Here is a 14,993-nt window from a genome sequence, read left to right on the forward strand (position 1 = left end):
TCTTCCTTACGAGGGTGAGGAGTTCGGGATGCGTGCACCCCTTGAGGAGCGTGACTGAGCGTCAGCCAGTGATGCGGAGCTCGACCAGAACGGCCGGGCTGCCGGGCGGGTTGGTGGCCTGCCCCACGGATTCCCCGTCGTTCTTCGCCACGTTGATGTCCTGGGTCCGGCCATCGGCGGTGAGGCTGGCGCGGACGGCATAGTCACCGGTCGCGATGCGATAGACCTTGGGGATCTCCAGGGAGAGGTAGCCAGCCTTGCCCGAACCGGTGACCTTGAAGCAGTACTGGCCCCGGTCCGGATTGGGCTCCTCGATCCGGGACGACCACACGACGATGTCCGTCGTGGCAGCACAGTCGGAGAGAAGTATGTGCCCGTCACCCTTGCGCAGCGCGATGCCACGCTCCTTGAGGATCTTCGCCGCATTCGGGTACTCGAAGGTCTCGACGGCGGACGGGAGGGATGTGTCATCGCCGGGGTTGGGTGCGGCTACGGCGACACAGAGCGTGGAGCTTCCGAAAATGACGGAGGCCGCCCCGACGACGCCGGCAATAGCGAATCTGCGCATGCGAGATAGCACCGAGGATCCCTTCCAGGATTTCCGCAGCGGAAATATTGCGTGGGTAATGGTCAAATAAAGGCGACCGAACCAGAAGCTATCACCTCCTGTGGCGTAACGGTCACTTGACGATGTGTGATGCTCATCTCTGGCGCATTGACCTGCAGTTACCTGCGGTTCGATAGCGCCATGCCCATGCCGGTCGACGCCGCCCACCTGCTCTGACCAGGAGTCAACCCCTCCTTTGCCAAGCGGCATTTCAGTCAAGGTGGCCACTGGTCGTTCTCAGATCCATGGCTATGCTGCCGCACAGCCAAATGATGGCAACCGACTACCTGCAAAGGGAATCCGATCAGTGAGAGACAGCATTTACTTCACAAGAGCCGGGGGAGGGTGGGCATTTGTCATACGCGCGCTGTGCCTGGCCCTGCTCCCCTTGGCCCTCCTCGCGGGGCTGCTGACCGCGAACAGCCCCGCATCCGCCGCGGAAAAACCGGACGGCCCCGCTCCGGTTGATGGCCTATCGATGTCCGACCGGGCTCGCGTCGTGGACCTTTGGGTGCGCGGTGGGCCCCAGGTCAAGGCCGCCGCGGAGGCAGCGCTCGTAGGCACCGACGCGGACATACGCAAGTTCCTCGACCATGACGAGGAACTTGCGGGGCTCAATGACGACCGCATCAACGCGTCCCAGATCTACTCCATCGGCGGGCCGGGCATCCGCGAGGCCGCAAGCAAGGCCCTTCTGGGTTCCGACGATGACCTGCGCAACTTCCTGAGGGACGGCTGGAAGGCCCCCCTGAAGCAGGACCAGCGGATCCAGGTCGCGCAGATCATCGACGACGCCGGGCCGACCATCAAGGAAGCCGGGCAGAAAGCCCTCAACGGCTCGATCGACGACGTACGCAAGTTCCTGGACGGCACGCAGTACGTCGCCCAGGAGGCCGACGACCGGCTCCGGCTCGCCCAGATCATCAGCGCAGGCGGGCCGGCCACCAGGGAGGCGGGCAACGTCGCGTTCAAGGGCTCCATCCAGGACGTACGCGAGTTCCTGAACGTAGGCCAGTACATCGCCCGCAACCGCGACCAGGAGCGCCTGACCGTCGCCCAGTTGGCCAAACTGGCGGAAGATGCGGGCAAGGTGGCCAAGCGCGAGACCGACGCCGCGAAGAAGGCATCGGACCGCGCTGTGAAGGCCGCCGAGCTGGCGAAGAAGGCCGCCGAGAAGGCCCGCGACGAGACCAAGGCAGCCGCGAAGGATGTCAGCCGCGCGGCCGAGGCCGCAGGGCGCGCCGCGAGGGCGGCGAAGGGTGCCGCGGAAGCCGCACAGGAAGCCATCGGCGCTGCACAGGCGGCCAATTACGCGGCCCGCATGGCAGCGAACGCCGCAGCGAACGCCGCGGCGGCGGCGGCAGGCGCAGCCGAAGCGGCATCACGTGCTCGCAACGCCGCGGCGGATGCGGCGTCGGACGCCGGGCGCGCGTCGGACGCACGCCAGGCCGCCGAGGACGCCCGCGACGCTGCCGATGCAGCCACGGAAGCGAAGCAGATCGCCGGTCAGGTGAAGATCGCTGCGAAGGCTGCGGGTGATGCGGCGGAGGCTGCTGCCAACGCGGTCGGCAACGCCAATGCGGCAGCTGACGCGGCCGACGAATCCGGAGCCTTCGCCGACGCGGCAGGGGCGGACGCGTCGGAGGCCAGGGAGTGGGCGGCAACGGCCCGCAGCCAGGCCCGCGAGGCCGGACGTGCCGCCGGCAGGTCCCGGGCACTGGCCTACGAGGCCGCGGACGCGGCGGGCGACGCAGCACAGGCGGCCGGTTCCGCTGCCGTGCACGCCGAGAACGCTGCCAAGGCGGCGGAGGAAGCCGCCAAGCATGCCGGGGAAGCAGCTACTGCTGCCGCTGAGTCGAAGAAGCACGCCACGGCCGCCAAGGAAGCGGCCGACACGGCGAAGGGCGCGGTCGACACGGCCATCAAGGTCCACAAGATCGCGGCCAAGATCGAGGAGGAGGAGCTCAAGTCCAGGACGGCCGCCAGACTGGAACAGGCCAAGGTCCTGAAGAAGGCGGACGACCGGCGTAAGGCCGATGCCGCACGCCAGGACAAGGCTCGCAAGGACCTCGACACTCAGGCCGCAAGCCTGGCGGACGAGGCAGCCAAGCCGGGTACCGACACCAAGGCCCTGGCCGTCAAGGGACGCACGTTCGCGGTCCAGGTCATGAAGACCGGCGCCCCCTGGAGCCAGGCCGCCGCGAAGACCGCGCTCGCCGGTACTGACGACGACATCCGCACCTATCTGCGGACAGGTCGGCAGGAGGCCATCCGGGAGGACGAACGCGCCAGCGTCCAGCGCCTCGCGGTCGAAAGCCGCATAGATACCGTCCGCGGCGCGGCGAACAAGGCGCTCAAGGGCGACGCCAAGCAGATCTCCGAGTTCCTGCGCACTGGCCAGCATGACGTCGCGCTCAACGACTACCGCATCCGCGTCTCTCAGATCGCCGACGGCGCCGGCACCGAGGTGCGGAGCGCGGCGAACAAGGCGCTGCTCGACAAGGACCCGGCCAAACTCCGCGACTTCCTCACCACGGTGCAGTACACCGCCCGGGAAGCCGACGAGCGTGTCCGCGCCGCCCAGCTCATCGACAGCGGCGGCCCTGAAACCAAGGCAGCCGCCCAGGTTGCTCTGGAAAGCCCTCCGCAGCTCCTGCACAACTTCATCCGGGTCGGCCAGTACAGCACCGCCCGTCTCGATCACCTGACCGCAACCCACGTCGCAGGGATCAAACAGCTCATCGCCAACGCGTCCGCTGTGGCCGCGACCGCACAGCAGAACGCGGCCCAGGCAGCCGCAGCTTCCGCTGTAGCCGACAAGGCCGCGGCCCAGGCAGCCGACTACGCAAAACAGGCCAAGGAACAGGCGGGCCAAGCCAAACAATTCGCCGCCCAGGCAGCCGACTACGCCAAGCAGGCCCAGGCATCGGCAGCGGACGCGGCCAAATCGGCACAGGCTGCGGACAAGGCGGCGAAATCCGCCGCAGCGGATGCCGACGCTGCCGAGGCCTACGCGGCTCAAGCCGGGGAATCGGCCGCTTCAGCACGCGCATCCGCTGACGATGCCTATCTCGCAGCGGCAGAAGCGCGAACCAATGCCGAGAAAGCAGGCAAGGACGCCGAGGCGGCCTCGATCGCGTATGCGCAGGTCAAAGCGGACTCCATGGCGCTCTGGATGAAGGAGCGCCAAAATGAACTCAACGCGCAAGAGGAGAAAGAGGAGAAAGAAGAACGCGAAGCAGCCGCCAAACGTCGTGACGCCGAGATCGAAGAACAGGCTTCCAGTGACGGCCGCGAGAGCGCTCTCGAGCGCAGCATCCGAGAGTGCATGGACGCCCCTTTGTACAACCTCAAATGCGATGATGCTGTCCTCCTCGAGAGGGAAATTTCCGGCTTCAATGATGCAATTGACTGCAAAAACGACCCGGGGTGGAATGCGCAGTGCGGCTGGACTGCCCTCACGCTGATCCCCATCGCGGGGTGGTTCGGGAAGCTCGCCAAGGGCAGTGGCAAGTTCGCGAGGATAGCGGAGATCGCGGAGCGCGTACGGATCCTGAAGCGGTGCAAGTGCTTCATCGCCGGCACCCAGGTTCTGATGGCCGACCACTCCACGCGGAATATCGAAAACATCAACGAGGGTGACCGGGTTCTCGCGACCGACCCAGTCACAGGCCGAACAGAAGCCCGCGCGGTGACTCGCCTGATCGTCACCGACGACGACAAGCGCTTCAACGACCTGATGATCACTACCCCCGACGGCCCCAAGAAGATCACGGCCACCCATGAGCACCCCTTCTGGAGCCCCTCCAAGCATCGCTGGGTCGAAGCAGGCGACCTCAGGGCAGGCTCTGATCTTCTGAGCACCGATGGCGCCATCATCCGAGTCGAGGGAAATCAGGCCTACGAGCAGCAAGTACGCACCTATAACCTCACGGTCGAAGGGCTTCACACGTACTATGTGCTCGCGGGCGAGACGCCGGTCCTCGTTCACAATTCAGGGCCCAACTGTGGGGCTCCGCTCGGGGGGAAGAATGGTGACCACCTTGGCGGAGAGGATTTCCATGGAAGCGAATATTCCCTGGATGAGATCACTGAATTCGTGAATGGGCATACAGGGGACGGCAATCCGGCGATGGGTAGGCCCTCGGCGGCTGAAGTGGAAACCACGTTGAGGCAAGCTGCACCGCGTCAGCTTGAAGGACAGAATTCATCCCGATTTGACTACGATGGGGTCCGCGTCATCGTGAACTGGGATATGCCGTGGAAATCGACAACCTATTACCCGGGGAGATGATGTCATGACGGAAGTTAAGGCGCGTGAGTGGCTTAGCCGTCATCTGGGAGCCGCTGAGGCAGACCAACTAGAGAGAACTGCGGTAAGCGTATCCCCTGCTCGATCGTTGGGCCTGGTCACACTGCTGCTCGGCTGGTATGAACATGTGGCGCGAATGGAAAGGGAACTTAACCTGCCTGACTCCGATAGGTCTGCCTGGGGTGCACATGATCTGATTGCGGCTGACTCTCTGCGGGATTTCATTGCCAGAGGATTGGAGATGATTCCCGAGAGGGGGTCGAGGCAGTTCAGTGCCGCCCTTGACGAGGTGGATTCGAGATTTCTCTCATATACGGAAGTCGATAAACTGAACATCCTTCCTCGACTTGATGGCGATGAGGTTAGAGTGCGTGGATGGTGGTGGACACGCATTCCGTGCTCTGGGCCGATTCGTAGAGATCTAGACCGGTTTTCAGCGTCGTTCTAGAAAGCGCGTGTGGCCGCCTATGGGAGGCCAGAAAATGCCAGTGTGCCCCACCAGCGACTGTTCCTGGTGGGGCACACTCATGGGCTTGACGGCAGTAGCTGACGGCAACGTCAGCGGACGGCGACTCCGGTGAGAGGTGGTTCGTCACCGTCGTCGGGCTCGCCGGTGATCTCGGCGGGGTTGCGGAGGGCGTGGCCGAGGAGGTCGATGGCGTCGCGCTGGAGGCGGGGCCGGACGTGGGCGTAGACGGTGGCGGTGACGCCGATGTGGGCGAGAGCCGGTACAAGCTGGAGGTGACGGTGAAGCGGACGGCGCGCGGCACTGGAGCCTGAGCAAGGCGAAAATGCCCTGCCCTTGCCGAAGCAAGAGCAGGGCATCGTAGTTGTCTCGCGGGCAGTGTGGGGAGCTACGCTACTTCGCCAACACTCCCCACAAGGCGGTCGCAGCGGCGACAAGGCCGACGGTGAGGGGAACGATTGCGTGGTAAAGCCGCGCCTGCCGGTCCCGTTCGCGCCGTTCGGCTTCCCCGAGCTGGTAGCGCTCGACCTGGGACTCCAGGGCCTCCCGGGCTTCCACCTCGCGCTGGAGCCTCTGGGCGAGTGCGGAGATCCGCTCGCCGGTGTGAGCGGACTGGAGTGTGTATACGTTGGCTGACACCAAGCGGTCGAGGCGGGCGTTGATGCCCGCCATGCCGTCCTGGAATTCGCGGCGCAGCGCGTCGACGGTGCGCCCAAGCTCGCCGACGGACAGGTCATCGGCCATCGAGTGCCTCCGGTGTTCAGGAGGCGGCCGGGTCGGCCGGTTTGGCGGCCGTGGCCTTGGGTGCGGGCAGCGCGCTGGCGGTGCCGGATTTGCTGAGGAGCCCCGAAAGGGCGCCCTTGGCGATGGCGAAGGCGGCGGGGATCGCCGAGACGGCGGCTGCCTTCGCAGTGGACAGGCCGTGACGGTGCCAGCGAGGAGGAGGCCGACGAAGGATTCGAGGTAGGTGGCGACGGTTCGCTCGGCGAGGTCGAGGAGGAATCGGGGCATGACGGGGCTCCGTTATGTGAGACGGGGAATCACCGGCCTGTTCAAGAGGGTTACCGGGGCACCAGACCTGGCCGCGGCGTGGGAGTCACCAGGTCTCCACCGCGTAGGTGATGCCGGACGTCGTCGTCTGAAGGCTGATCTTGACATCGCCCGACGTGAGCGGGACGTCGACGGTGCCTCTGGCGGCGGCGAGTTCCACGGACTGGATGCTGCGCCAGCTCGTCCCGTTGTGGATGGCGACGCGGACGCTGCCGGCCGACGAGGTCGGGGCGATCTGGTCCATGCCGAGGTGGAGGCGCCGGTTCGGGTACGCGCTCCAGGCCGTTCCGTTCGGCACCAGGACCACGGTGGGCTGCTCACCGGGTATGACCTGGCCGCTGAGCCATTGGGCCATGTCGTCCTCCGGGGAGGGTGGGGCAGGCTGGAAGGAGAGCGCCCAGGCGCGGAGTTCGCCGACGCTGGCGAGACGGCAGTAGTCGCGGTGCCGGCGTATCCGGCGTAGCGCAGGATTCTCTGGTAGCGGGCGTCCGTGGATTCTCCCGCACACGCCGATCTCCAGGCCGCGTGCAATTGATGCAGTCGGTACCGGTCAAGGCTGTGGGGAATTCGGCGACGAAGGACAGGTCGCCTTTGTATTGCCAGGCGCTGCCGTTGCCGGTGGCGGAGCCGATCCAGCCGCCTACGGAGTCGGAGACCAGGCCGGCGGGTTCGCTGGTGGGGTCGATGCCGGTCCAGTAGGCGGTGGCGCCGTCGAGGCTGATGAGGAGCTGCGCGGCGGCGTGGCTGTAGCTGGCGATGGCGAGATGCCAGTTGGAGTCGGTGACCGAGGTGGTGGAGGGCTGGTAGGCGGAGGTGTTGTTGGTGGGGCCGCCCATGACCATTTGCAGGAGTCCGCTGGTGTCGATCTTCCAGTACAAGGTCGACCCGCCTCCGGCGTGCAGGTCGAAGCAGGACCAGAGTACGGACATGGCGGTGCCGCTGGGGGTAGGGCCGGTGTAGCGGAAGGCGAACATCCGCGTCCAGGAGCCGCCGGGCGCGGCCGGTCCTTTGATACCCGCAGACGTCAAGCTGATGAACGAGGCGGCGGACACCAAGTTCGTGCCGGGGTTGGGGTTGCTGACGGTGACGACGGTCCCGCTGCTGCCGGTGTTCGATGCCACGGTGATCTGGTTGCCGGACGTCAGGGAACCGGCCCCGGCTTTGGAGACGCCGACCTGTGCGGGCGGGTACGTGCCAGTGGTGTCCGCGAACGCTGTGACGCTCTGCGGATCATCGAGCTTGTACAGGAACCGGGGATTGTGGCTGGTGATCTCTTCGGTGAGCTTCACCTGGGGGAGCAGGGACACGGTGTCGATGCAGACGGGTTCGACGGTGCCGTAGGTGCCGTGCTGATTCCAGCGGGAGGGCCACCGCTCGACGAACGCCGCGTAGATCGGGTACCAGATCCCGGGCGCGGTCCAAGTGCTGGCAGTGGTGCCTTTCTCCAGCTACCGGCCGTCGGCCTGCACCGTGCAGGTGGCGGAGGCGGTCGCGGCCAGGGCGACGCCGACGTCCGTACCCGCCGCGGTGGCCAGGGCGGTCGCGGTGATGGTGAGCAGCGTCCAGGCGGCCGTGGGCGATCCGGTCAGCGTCACCACGAAGCCCTGTAGTTGAAGCTGGCAGGGCCGGTGAGGAATCCGGCCTGGTACCAGGCGAGGAACGGTTCGGCCTGCACGGAGGTCGACGTGGTGGTGGTCCGGACGCGGATCTGCATGGTGTAGGTCTGGCCGGGCAGGGCCCCGTACTGCGGGATGTGGCGGATCCTCGTCGGGACCGTGGATCCGCTGGGGACCTGGAAGGCGAGGACGCGGCTGCCCTGCCAGGCGGTCGCGTCCGCAACGATCTGCCCGCCGCCGGACGGGTCGGTCAGGGAGAAGATGTCCTGCCCTGAACCGCTGGTGTCGAGGGGGCCGGTGCTGTAGCCGCCGAGGTCGCCGCCGGTGGCCTGCACCTGCGTCAGCAGATTCGCCGTCGGCGGCCACTGGGCGCGCTTGCGGTAGGGCTGGTAGGCCATGATGTGCCCGGCCCACGGCCCGCTGGAGTTCAAGGGGTCGAGGGCGCCGTCTGTGTTGGCCAGCGTGACCTGGTACTCGCCGGAGCGGATCTGGCCGAGCTCGTACTGACGGCCCCGCTGCACCGAGGTTCGGCCGCGGGTGCGGGGGTGACCTCGACGTACCGGTCAAGGGGACTGTCGCCCCAGCACAGTTCCAGTACGGGGCCCGGTCCTCGGCGACTACCGGCCAGGACGGGTTGATCGGCACTCTCGCCTCCCCAGGAAAGCAGCCAAAGCGAACTGGGAAGAGGCATGATTGTTGCCCCCGAGCTGCTGTAGCGGTGGGCTCAGGCAAGTGTCAGGGACAGCAACCGGCTGATATTCCCCTCACGTTGACAGAGGGCTGTCGAGGTAACTCACCGGCACATCAGGAGAACACTGGGACCTCTAGGTGTAGCTCATATAGGTGAGTTCATGGATGGAACACCTATCGAAGGGAATTCTCATCACACTTCAGCGGACTCGATCTCCGCACCTTCAGAAAAGGGCTCTCTCATGGCCAACCTGGCGATCTCGATCACGCTCGGCGGGTTCAGTCCCGCAGAGGCCATCACCTCGGCCGGCAGCGTTGTCACCTGGACCAACAAAGACGACCCCGCTGCGCAATCCACCCACACCACGACATCTGACGACGGCATCTGGGATTCGGGACCGCTCAACGCCGGGAACGCCTTCACTCACCCGTTCCCTGACCCCGGGGACTTCCCGTACCACTGCGCGATCCACCCGATCGAAACCGGAATCGTCAAGGTCTTCTTCCCTTCCAAAGACTGACCGCCACATTAGCTGCGCCTGCAACACAGCCTGCCCGCTCAACGCCTGCTGGGCCTATGTGCTGGAGCACGGCCTGCTCCAGCAGCTGAATCGTGCCCGTCAGCCCCCGCTGCCCGAGGTGAGTGGAGACATCGACGCTCGACAACCCGAGGCGCTGCATCTCCAGCACGGCCACGTTGTTCGGGGCCTGCAACGCGCGGATGGAGAAGGCAAGTTCCTGGGTTGCTTCCCGCACGCTCGTTCCGTGATTGGCGAGGATCGCGATGGTCCCGCCGACCTGGTCGAACCCGAGGTGGGCGGAGGCGGCGATCGGCAGGACCGTGGAGAGGCTGCCCGCGAACTCGCCGAACGTCACCTTGCCGTGCCCGACTGCGAAGACCATCTGGTTGGTGATCGGTGATCGCGGCCGTCGAGGCGAGGCTCTTCCAGATGCCGTTGGCGTCCAGCTGCTGGAGGCTCACCACCACGTTGGTGCCGCCCGCGAAGCCGGTGACGTTCACCCCGACGAACGCGGCCGAGACGTTGTTGGTCCAGGTCTGCGCCGCGGTCGCCCCGTTGACCGTGCGGGACTGCGCGGCCTCCGCGTACAGGGCGACCGGCGGCTGGACAACGATGAAGACGGTCGGGCTGTTGGACACCGTGACCGCGCCCGAGGTACCCGCCGCCCCGATCACATTGCCCTGGGCGTCCACGGGCGTGAACACCGGATTCGTCGGCATAGCGCCTCCATATCAGGCAGGAGCAAGAACACAGCGGCAACGGGGATGCTGAGGCAGCCGGGGCGCGGCCAGCAGGCTGTACGGGCCGCCGGCCTCAGCGCCGGAGCAGCGCTCGCAGACCCTGCCGTCGCCCGCCGACAGCCAGATCACCGACCGGGTGTCCCCTTTCACGTAGGCGGCGAGAGCCCGGCACCGTAGGCGGCGGAGACTTCGACATCGGAGGCCAGGGCCACGTCGAGCACTTCCTGCGCATCGCGCTGCGGATCCCCCGTTATGTTCTTCGCGGTCCTGCAAGAGGGCCGCTGGCCTCCGGGCCCGGCATGACTGTTCCCCCCTGTCGAACGGATGACCTGGGGGGTGGTGTCACCGGGCCCGAGGGGTGCCGTCGGAGACGCTGATGAGAGGTCCGGCCACCGTCCGGTCCGGTGCAACGCCGGGCAGTTCGCGGGCGGCAGGTCTGCATAACGTGGATGCGCGAGTACGACACCGACGCCAGGGCCAGCCGCACCGGAGGAGCTGAGAGCACGATGTTCGACACCGGCGACGTGGGCGTGTTCCTCGGCCTGGACGTCGGCAAGACCGCCCACCACGGCCACGGGCTGACCCCGGCCGGCAAGAAGGTCTTCGACAAACCCCTGCCCAACAGCGAACCGAAACTGCGGGCCGTCTTCGACAAGCTGGCCACGAAGTTCGGCACCGTCCTGGTGATCGTGGACCAGCCCGCCTCGATCGGCGCCCTGCCGCTGACGGTCGCGAGGAACGCGGGCTGCAAGGTCGCCTACCTGCCAGGACTCGCCATGCGGAGGATCGCCGACCTCTACCCCGGCGAGGCCAAGACCGACGCGAAAGACGCCGCGGTGATCGCGAACGCCGCCCGCACCATGCCGCAGACCCTGCGCTCGCTGGAACTCACCGACGAGATCACCGCCGAACTGACCGTCCTGACCGGCTTCGACCAGGACCTCGCGGCCGAGGCCACCCGCACCAGCAACCGCATCCGCGGCCTGCTCACCCAGTTCCACCCCAGCCTCGAACGTGTCCTCGGACCCCGGCTCGACCACCAGGCCGTCACCTGGCTCCTCGAACGCTACGGCTCCCCGGCCGCCCTGCGGAAAGCCGGACGCCGCAGGCTCGTTGAAGTCATCCGGCCCAGGGCACCCAGGATGGCCACCCGCCTGATCGACGAGGTCTTCGACGCGCTCGACGAGCAGACCGTCGTGGTCCCGGGGACCGGCACTCTCGACGTCGTGATCCCGTCGCTGGCCCGCTCGCTCGCCGCCGTCCATGAGCAACGACGAGCCCTGGAAACCCAGATCGGCCAGCTGCTGGAGGCTCACCCTCTTTCCCCGGTCCTGACCTCGATGCCGGGGATCGCGGTCAGGACCGCCGCCACCCTGCTGGTCACCGTCGGCGACGGCACCAGCTTCCCCACCGCCGCCCACCTCGCCTCCTACGCCGGCCTCGCCCCGGCCACGAAATCGTCGGGCACCTCGATCCACGGCGAACACGCCCCACGGGGCGGCAACAGACAGCTCAAACGCGCGATGTTCCTCTCCGCGTTCGCCGCCCTGCACGATCCCGCCTCCCGCACCTACTACGACAAATGCCGGACCCGCGGAAAAACCCACACACAGGCCCTCCTCCGCCTCGCCCGGCACCGCATCAGCGTGCTGTTCGCCATGCTCCGCGACGGCACCCTCTACGAACCCCGAACCCCACACCTCGCTTGACGAAAGACATAGAGGCACCCCCCCCGGTCAGGCGGTGGCCCGCTGCCCATCCGGCACGGTGAGCATGCCGGGCGGCCCGAGCGAGCGCGCCGCGTGTTCGGGGCCACGGCCGGGCGCTGAGGACGGCCAGGACCACGTCGGCCGCGCTCTGCCGCCGGTGCAGGCCCTGCGCATCGGCAGCTTCTCCCGCCGCCGTTCGCCACGCGGCCACCGCCGACGCGAGATCGAGACCGCGGAGATCGGACTGCCAGGCAGCCAGCGCGACGGCCTCGGCGGTGGCGTGCAGGGCCAGGCGACGGGCGTACACCGGACGCCAGACGCCTCGCAGGTCCCCGAGCTGGAGGGTGGCATCGGACATGGCCACCTCCAGCCCGGGACAGGGCACCAATGAAAGTGCCGCGCAGCCCTCGGAGCCGGGCGTCCGGGCGGTTGTCAGCCGCCTGGCGGCCCACGGCGGACATCTTCTGCCCGGCGTTCTGCGGGGAGGGGCCTGTTCCCTCCTGTCCGGCAACCGTCCGCTCCTCTACTGTCTGACCGCCCGCACTCCCCCTGGAAAGGAATCCAGCATGCGAAGACGCTCGTTACCCGTCCTCCTCGCTTCGTTCTTCCTGTTCCTCGGTTCCTTCCTCGCCCCCGCCGCAGCGACAGCCGCGCCGACCGTGAAGGCGTGGTCCGGCTGGGAGTCCCTCGGCGGCGGCCTGACCTCCGCCCCGGCCGTGTCCTCCTGGAGCAACGGCCGCCTGGACACCTTCGTCCGCGGCTCCGACAACGCGCTCTGGCACAAGTGGTACGACAACGGCTGGTCCGGGTGGGAGTCACTCGGCGGCAACCTGGCCTCCGCGCCCGCCGCGGTGTCCTGGAGCCCCGGCCGCATCGACGTGTTCGCCCGAGGCGCCGACAACACCCTCGTGCACAAGTGGTACGACAACGGCTGGTCCGGGTGGGAATCCCTCGGCGGCTATGTGACCGACACGCCGGCCGTGTCGTCGTGGGCCAGTGGCCGACTGGATGTCTTCACGCGCAGCGGCGACAATGCGCTCTGGCACAAGTGGTACGACAACGGCTGGTCGGGCTGGGAATCACTCGGTGGCAACCTGGCCTCCGCGCCCGCCGCCGTGTCCTGGGCGTCGGGCCGTATCGACACATTTGCCCGCGGCACGGACAACACGATGTGGCACAAGTGGTATGAAAACGGCTGGTCGGGCTGGGAGTCGCTCGGCGGCTACTTCACCTCCGACCCGGCCGTTTCGTCCTGGGCGCGTGGCCGCCTGGACACGTTCGTCGTCAGCGGCGACACGCTGGGGCACAAATGGTTTGAGAACGGCTGGTTCGGGTGGGAAACGTTGGGGAACGGCCTGATCTCGTCCCCGGCGGCGACATCGTGGGGCCCCGGACGCATCGACGTCTTCGCCCGGGGGAATGACGGGACGATGTGGCACAAGTGGTGGAGCTGAGCCCCCTGTTCACCCAGTGGGGACAGGACCGGGCCCTGGCCCCACTGCCTCAACGCGCTTCCCGCAGGCCGGAGAGTCCCGTCGGCGCGCCAGGACTCAGCCGATGCGCTTCGCGACCAACGGCAGCACATCCTGCGCCCGCGTCGGAGGCCCGGACCCCATAGAGCTCCCTCCCCTTCTACCTGTCGGCCGGGACGAGGAGTTCGTCGGGACCCGGCAGATTGTGATCGGTCATGTAGCGGGTGACGTCGTCAAAGGACTCGAACGGCCCGACGGCGCGGCCCTCGTGATGGCAGTACCAGCGGGCATGGAAGCCGGTCAGCCGGTTCGGCTCCAGTTCCGCACGGCAGCCTCGGGGCGACTCCAGAGCCGGGTCAAGACCGGGGCGACCGGCACCAATGCACTGATGATCACGCCTAACATGACGGTCCCCAAGAAGTGGCCGGCGACGGCAAAGTCCAGCCAGGCCGGCAACGTCCCTGGGGCTCAGAGCTTCGACGCGCTGGCCCGGCAGAGCACCTCCTCTTTCACACATTCCATGACCGTCGCCTCCGGGCAGGGGGACCGGTCCAAACCGGACGACCTGGTGTCTGCGGTTTACGAACCCCAGATACGGATCGCCCCGCCGCCCGGATGGGGCATGACGGGCGACATGGGTGCACCGGTCGGCCGTGACGATCTGGGACTTCGCGGAGAACGGCCGGATACCGATGAGCTGTTGGATCGGTCTGCCGTCGTCCCGTCGGGAGCTTGGGGCCCGACTACGCCGGAGCCCCGGTCGGCGATGCCGGAGTTCCTGCCGGAGGGGACTCGTAAGCCCCCGTCCGCCGGCGCGGGGCACGCGCCTGGATCGTCGCCGGCCCGGATCACTAATCGGGGAGGGCGCTGTGAAACCGGGCTTGGTACTGCTGTGCTCGCCTGATCAACTGTCGCGGGTTCCCCGAGGAACCCAGCCGGCTGGTGACCGGCTGTGGTCGCCGGCGGCGTATCGGCTCCAGGTCCCACCGGCCTCGTTGCGGAGCCGGGTGGTGGTCTTGTCGTGGTACCCGAGAGCGTCCGCGGCGACGGGCGCGGGATTCGGCACGGGGCGGGAGAACGGCTGCGAACGGCGGGTGTTAGCTTCCCTCCCGTGACGGAGCACCAGGACGAGACCAGGGCGGCCTACGACGGGGTCGTCGAGCTGTATGCGTCGATGTTCGCTGACCGGCTGGAGACGCAGCCGTTCTCGCGGAACATGATCGGCATCTTTGCCGAGCTCGTGCGCGGGACGGGGAACCTGCGGGCAGCCGATGTCGGCTGCGGGCCCGGTCACCTGACGGCCATGCTGCACGACCTGGGACTGGACGCCTTCGGGCTCGACCTCTCCCCAGCCATGGTCGACCACGCCCGGCAGGCCCATCCGGCACTGCAGTTCGACGAGGCGCGGATGGAGGCCCTGCCGGTCGAGGACAGCGCGCTCGGCGGCGTGCTGGCCCACTACTCGATGATCCACACCCCGCCCGGGGAACTACCCGCGCTGCTCGCCGAGCAGGCGCGTGTCCTGGCACCAGGGGGCCTGCTCCTGGCCTCGTTCTTCGCGACCGACGGGCCCGAGCCGGTCAGGTTCGACCACAAGGTGACGCCCGCCTACAGCTGGCCGGCGGACCGGTTCACCGAGCTGCTGACCCGGGCCGGGCTCGTCACGTTCGCCCGACTGCTCCACGACCCGGCCTCCGAGCGGGGCTTCCTCGACGCCCACTTGCTGGCCCGCCTCCGCTAGAGCATGGCCTCTTGATTGGGAGAGCCCGCCAGTAGAGGTCGAAGGACGCCGCCGACGAGGTATGACAGG

The 14,993-nt window shown here is 67.4% G+C and carries 16 protein-coding genes; 8 read left to right on the forward strand and 8 right to left on the reverse strand.

What is annotated here, in order from left to right; genetic code table 11:
• Window positions 1-61: 61 nt before the first annotated feature.
• Window positions 62-568, reverse strand: coding sequence for a hypothetical protein (locus tag ABD269_RS23465; RefSeq protein ID WP_344120712.1), 507 nt, complete (start codon window positions 566-568; stop codon window positions 62-64).
• A gap of 427 nt (window positions 569-995) precedes the next feature.
• Here ABD269_RS23465 and ABD269_RS23470 point away from each other — a divergent pair, with 427 nt between their 5' ends.
• The gene (locus ABD269_RS23470) at window positions 996-4,901 is read left to right on the forward strand and encodes a polymorphic toxin-type HINT domain-containing protein (RefSeq protein ID WP_344120714.1); all 3,906 of its coding nucleotides are present in this window, start codon (window positions 996-998) and stop codon (window positions 4,899-4,901) included.
• A gap of 576 nt (window positions 4,902-5,477) precedes the next feature.
• Here the strand turns inward: ABD269_RS23470 and ABD269_RS23475 are convergent.
• The 6 genes from ABD269_RS23475 to ABD269_RS23500 all read right to left on the reverse strand — a co-directional run bounded on the left by ABD269_RS23475 (window position 5,478) and on the right by ABD269_RS23500 (window position 8,572).
• A complete protein-coding gene (locus tag ABD269_RS23475; protein WP_344120716.1) occupies window positions 5,478-5,744 on the reverse strand; it encodes a hypothetical protein in 267 nt (88 codons plus the stop codon).
• 34 nt (window positions 5,745-5,778) lie between these two features.
• Complete coding sequence (locus ABD269_RS23480) at window positions 5,779-6,129, reverse strand: hypothetical protein (RefSeq protein ID WP_344120718.1); 351 nt, start codon at window positions 6,127-6,129, stop codon at window positions 5,779-5,781.
• 352 nt (window positions 6,130-6,481) lie between these two features.
• The gene (locus tag ABD269_RS23485) at window positions 6,482-6,790 is read right to left on the reverse strand and encodes a hypothetical protein (RefSeq protein WP_344120720.1); all 309 of its coding nucleotides are present in this window, start codon (window positions 6,788-6,790) and stop codon (window positions 6,482-6,484) included.
• Complete coding sequence (locus ABD269_RS23490) at window positions 6,753-7,724, reverse strand: hypothetical protein (RefSeq protein ID WP_344120722.1); 972 nt, start codon at window positions 7,722-7,724, stop codon at window positions 6,753-6,755. Before ABD269_RS23490 ends, ABD269_RS23485 begins: the two co-directional genes overlap by 38 nt.
• A gap of 159 nt (window positions 7,725-7,883) precedes the next feature.
• On the reverse strand, window positions 7,884-8,030 hold the full coding sequence (locus ABD269_RS23495; protein ID WP_344120724.1) for a hypothetical protein: 147 nt from the start codon (window positions 8,028-8,030) through the stop codon (window positions 7,884-7,886).
• Entirely contained in the window at window positions 8,027-8,572 is a 546-nt protein-coding gene (locus ABD269_RS23500; RefSeq protein ID WP_344120726.1) for a hypothetical protein, read from the reverse strand. The genes ABD269_RS23495 and ABD269_RS23500 overlap by 4 nt, the downstream gene beginning before the upstream one ends.
• A gap of 411 nt (window positions 8,573-8,983) precedes the next feature.
• Here ABD269_RS23500 and ABD269_RS23505 point away from each other — a divergent pair, with 411 nt between their 5' ends.
• The gene (locus ABD269_RS23505; protein ID WP_301890949.1) at window positions 8,984-9,262 is read left to right on the forward strand and encodes a cupredoxin domain-containing protein; all 279 of its coding nucleotides are present in this window, start codon (window positions 8,984-8,986) and stop codon (window positions 9,260-9,262) included.
• Here the strand turns inward: ABD269_RS23505 and ABD269_RS23510 are convergent.
• Window positions 9,234-9,644 carry a phage tail tape measure protein gene (locus tag ABD269_RS23510; protein WP_344120730.1) on the reverse strand — a complete coding sequence of 137 codons (411 nt, stop codon included), beginning with the start codon at window positions 9,642-9,644 and terminating at the stop codon, window positions 9,234-9,236. The genes ABD269_RS23505 and ABD269_RS23510 overlap by 29 nt on opposite strands.
• A 14-nt stretch (window positions 9,645-9,658) precedes the next feature.
• Here ABD269_RS23510 and ABD269_RS23515 point away from each other — a divergent pair, with 14 nt between their 5' ends.
• From ABD269_RS23515 to ABD269_RS23540, 6 genes are all read left to right on the forward strand, one after another.
• The gene (locus ABD269_RS23515; RefSeq protein WP_344120731.1) at window positions 9,659-10,033 is read left to right on the forward strand and encodes a hypothetical protein; all 375 of its coding nucleotides are present in this window, start codon (window positions 9,659-9,661) and stop codon (window positions 10,031-10,033) included.
• 475 nt (window positions 10,034-10,508) lie between these two features.
• A complete protein-coding gene (locus ABD269_RS23520; RefSeq protein WP_344122021.1) occupies window positions 10,509-11,711 on the forward strand; it encodes an IS110 family RNA-guided transposase in 1,203 nt (400 codons plus the stop codon).
• A 64-nt stretch (window positions 11,712-11,775) separates the two neighbouring features.
• Window positions 11,776-12,102, forward strand: coding sequence for a hypothetical protein (locus ABD269_RS23525; RefSeq protein WP_344120732.1), 327 nt, complete (start codon window positions 11,776-11,778; stop codon window positions 12,100-12,102).
• Window positions 12,103-12,277: 175 nt separating this feature from the next.
• On the forward strand, window positions 12,278-13,165 hold the full coding sequence (locus ABD269_RS23530; protein WP_344120734.1) for a PLL family lectin: 888 nt from the start codon (window positions 12,278-12,280) through the stop codon (window positions 13,163-13,165).
• Window positions 13,166-13,268: 103 nt separating this feature from the next.
• Window positions 13,269-14,087: a hypothetical protein gene (locus ABD269_RS23535; protein WP_344120736.1), complete on the forward strand. Its 819-nt coding sequence runs from the start codon at window positions 13,269-13,271 to the stop codon at window positions 14,085-14,087.
• Between the two features lie 207 nt (window positions 14,088-14,294).
• Window positions 14,295-14,924 carry a class I SAM-dependent methyltransferase gene (locus ABD269_RS23540; RefSeq protein WP_344120738.1) on the forward strand — a complete coding sequence of 210 codons (630 nt, stop codon included), beginning with the start codon at window positions 14,295-14,297 and terminating at the stop codon, window positions 14,922-14,924.
• Window positions 14,925-14,993: the final 69 nt, after the last annotated feature.

This window comes from Streptomyces blastmyceticus, from assembly GCF_039521185.1.
In the GTDB taxonomy this organism is placed as follows: domain Bacteria; phylum Actinomycetota; class Actinomycetes; order Streptomycetales; family Streptomycetaceae; genus Streptomyces; species Streptomyces blastmyceticus.

Excerpts from the sequence above, each read along its gene's own strand:
- ABD269_RS23465 (WP_344120712.1), bottom strand. The coding sequence starts at position 568 with ATGCGCAGATTCGCTATTGCCGGCGTCGTCGGGGCGGCCTCCGTCATT.
- ABD269_RS23475 (WP_344120716.1), bottom strand. The coding sequence starts at position 5,744 with ATGCCCTGCTCTTGCTTCGGCAAGGGCAGGGCATTTTCGCCTTGCTCA.
- ABD269_RS23480 (WP_344120718.1), bottom strand. The coding sequence starts at position 6,129 with ATGGCCGATGACCTGTCCGTCGGCGAGCTTGGGCGCACCGTCGACGCG.
- ABD269_RS23485 (WP_344120720.1), bottom strand. The coding sequence starts at position 6,790 with ATGGCCCAATGGCTCAGCGGCCAGGTCATACCCGGTGAGCAGCCCACC.
- ABD269_RS23505 (WP_301890949.1), top strand. The coding sequence starts at position 8,984 with ATGGCCAACCTGGCGATCTCGATCACGCTCGGCGGGTTCAGTCCCGCA.
- ABD269_RS23510 (WP_344120730.1), bottom strand. The coding sequence starts at position 9,644 with ATGGTCTTCGCAGTCGGGCACGGCAAGGTGACGTTCGGCGAGTTCGCG.
- ABD269_RS23520 (WP_344122021.1), top strand. The coding sequence starts at position 10,509 with ATGTTCGACACCGGCGACGTGGGCGTGTTCCTCGGCCTGGACGTCGGC.
- ABD269_RS23525 (WP_344120732.1), top strand. The coding sequence starts at position 11,776 with ATGCCGGGCGGCCCGAGCGAGCGCGCCGCGTGTTCGGGGCCACGGCCG.
- ABD269_RS23530 (WP_344120734.1), top strand. The coding sequence starts at position 12,278 with ATGCGAAGACGCTCGTTACCCGTCCTCCTCGCTTCGTTCTTCCTGTTC.
- ABD269_RS23535 (WP_344120736.1), top strand. The coding sequence starts at position 13,269 with ATGCGCTTCGCGACCAACGGCAGCACATCCTGCGCCCGCGTCGGAGGC.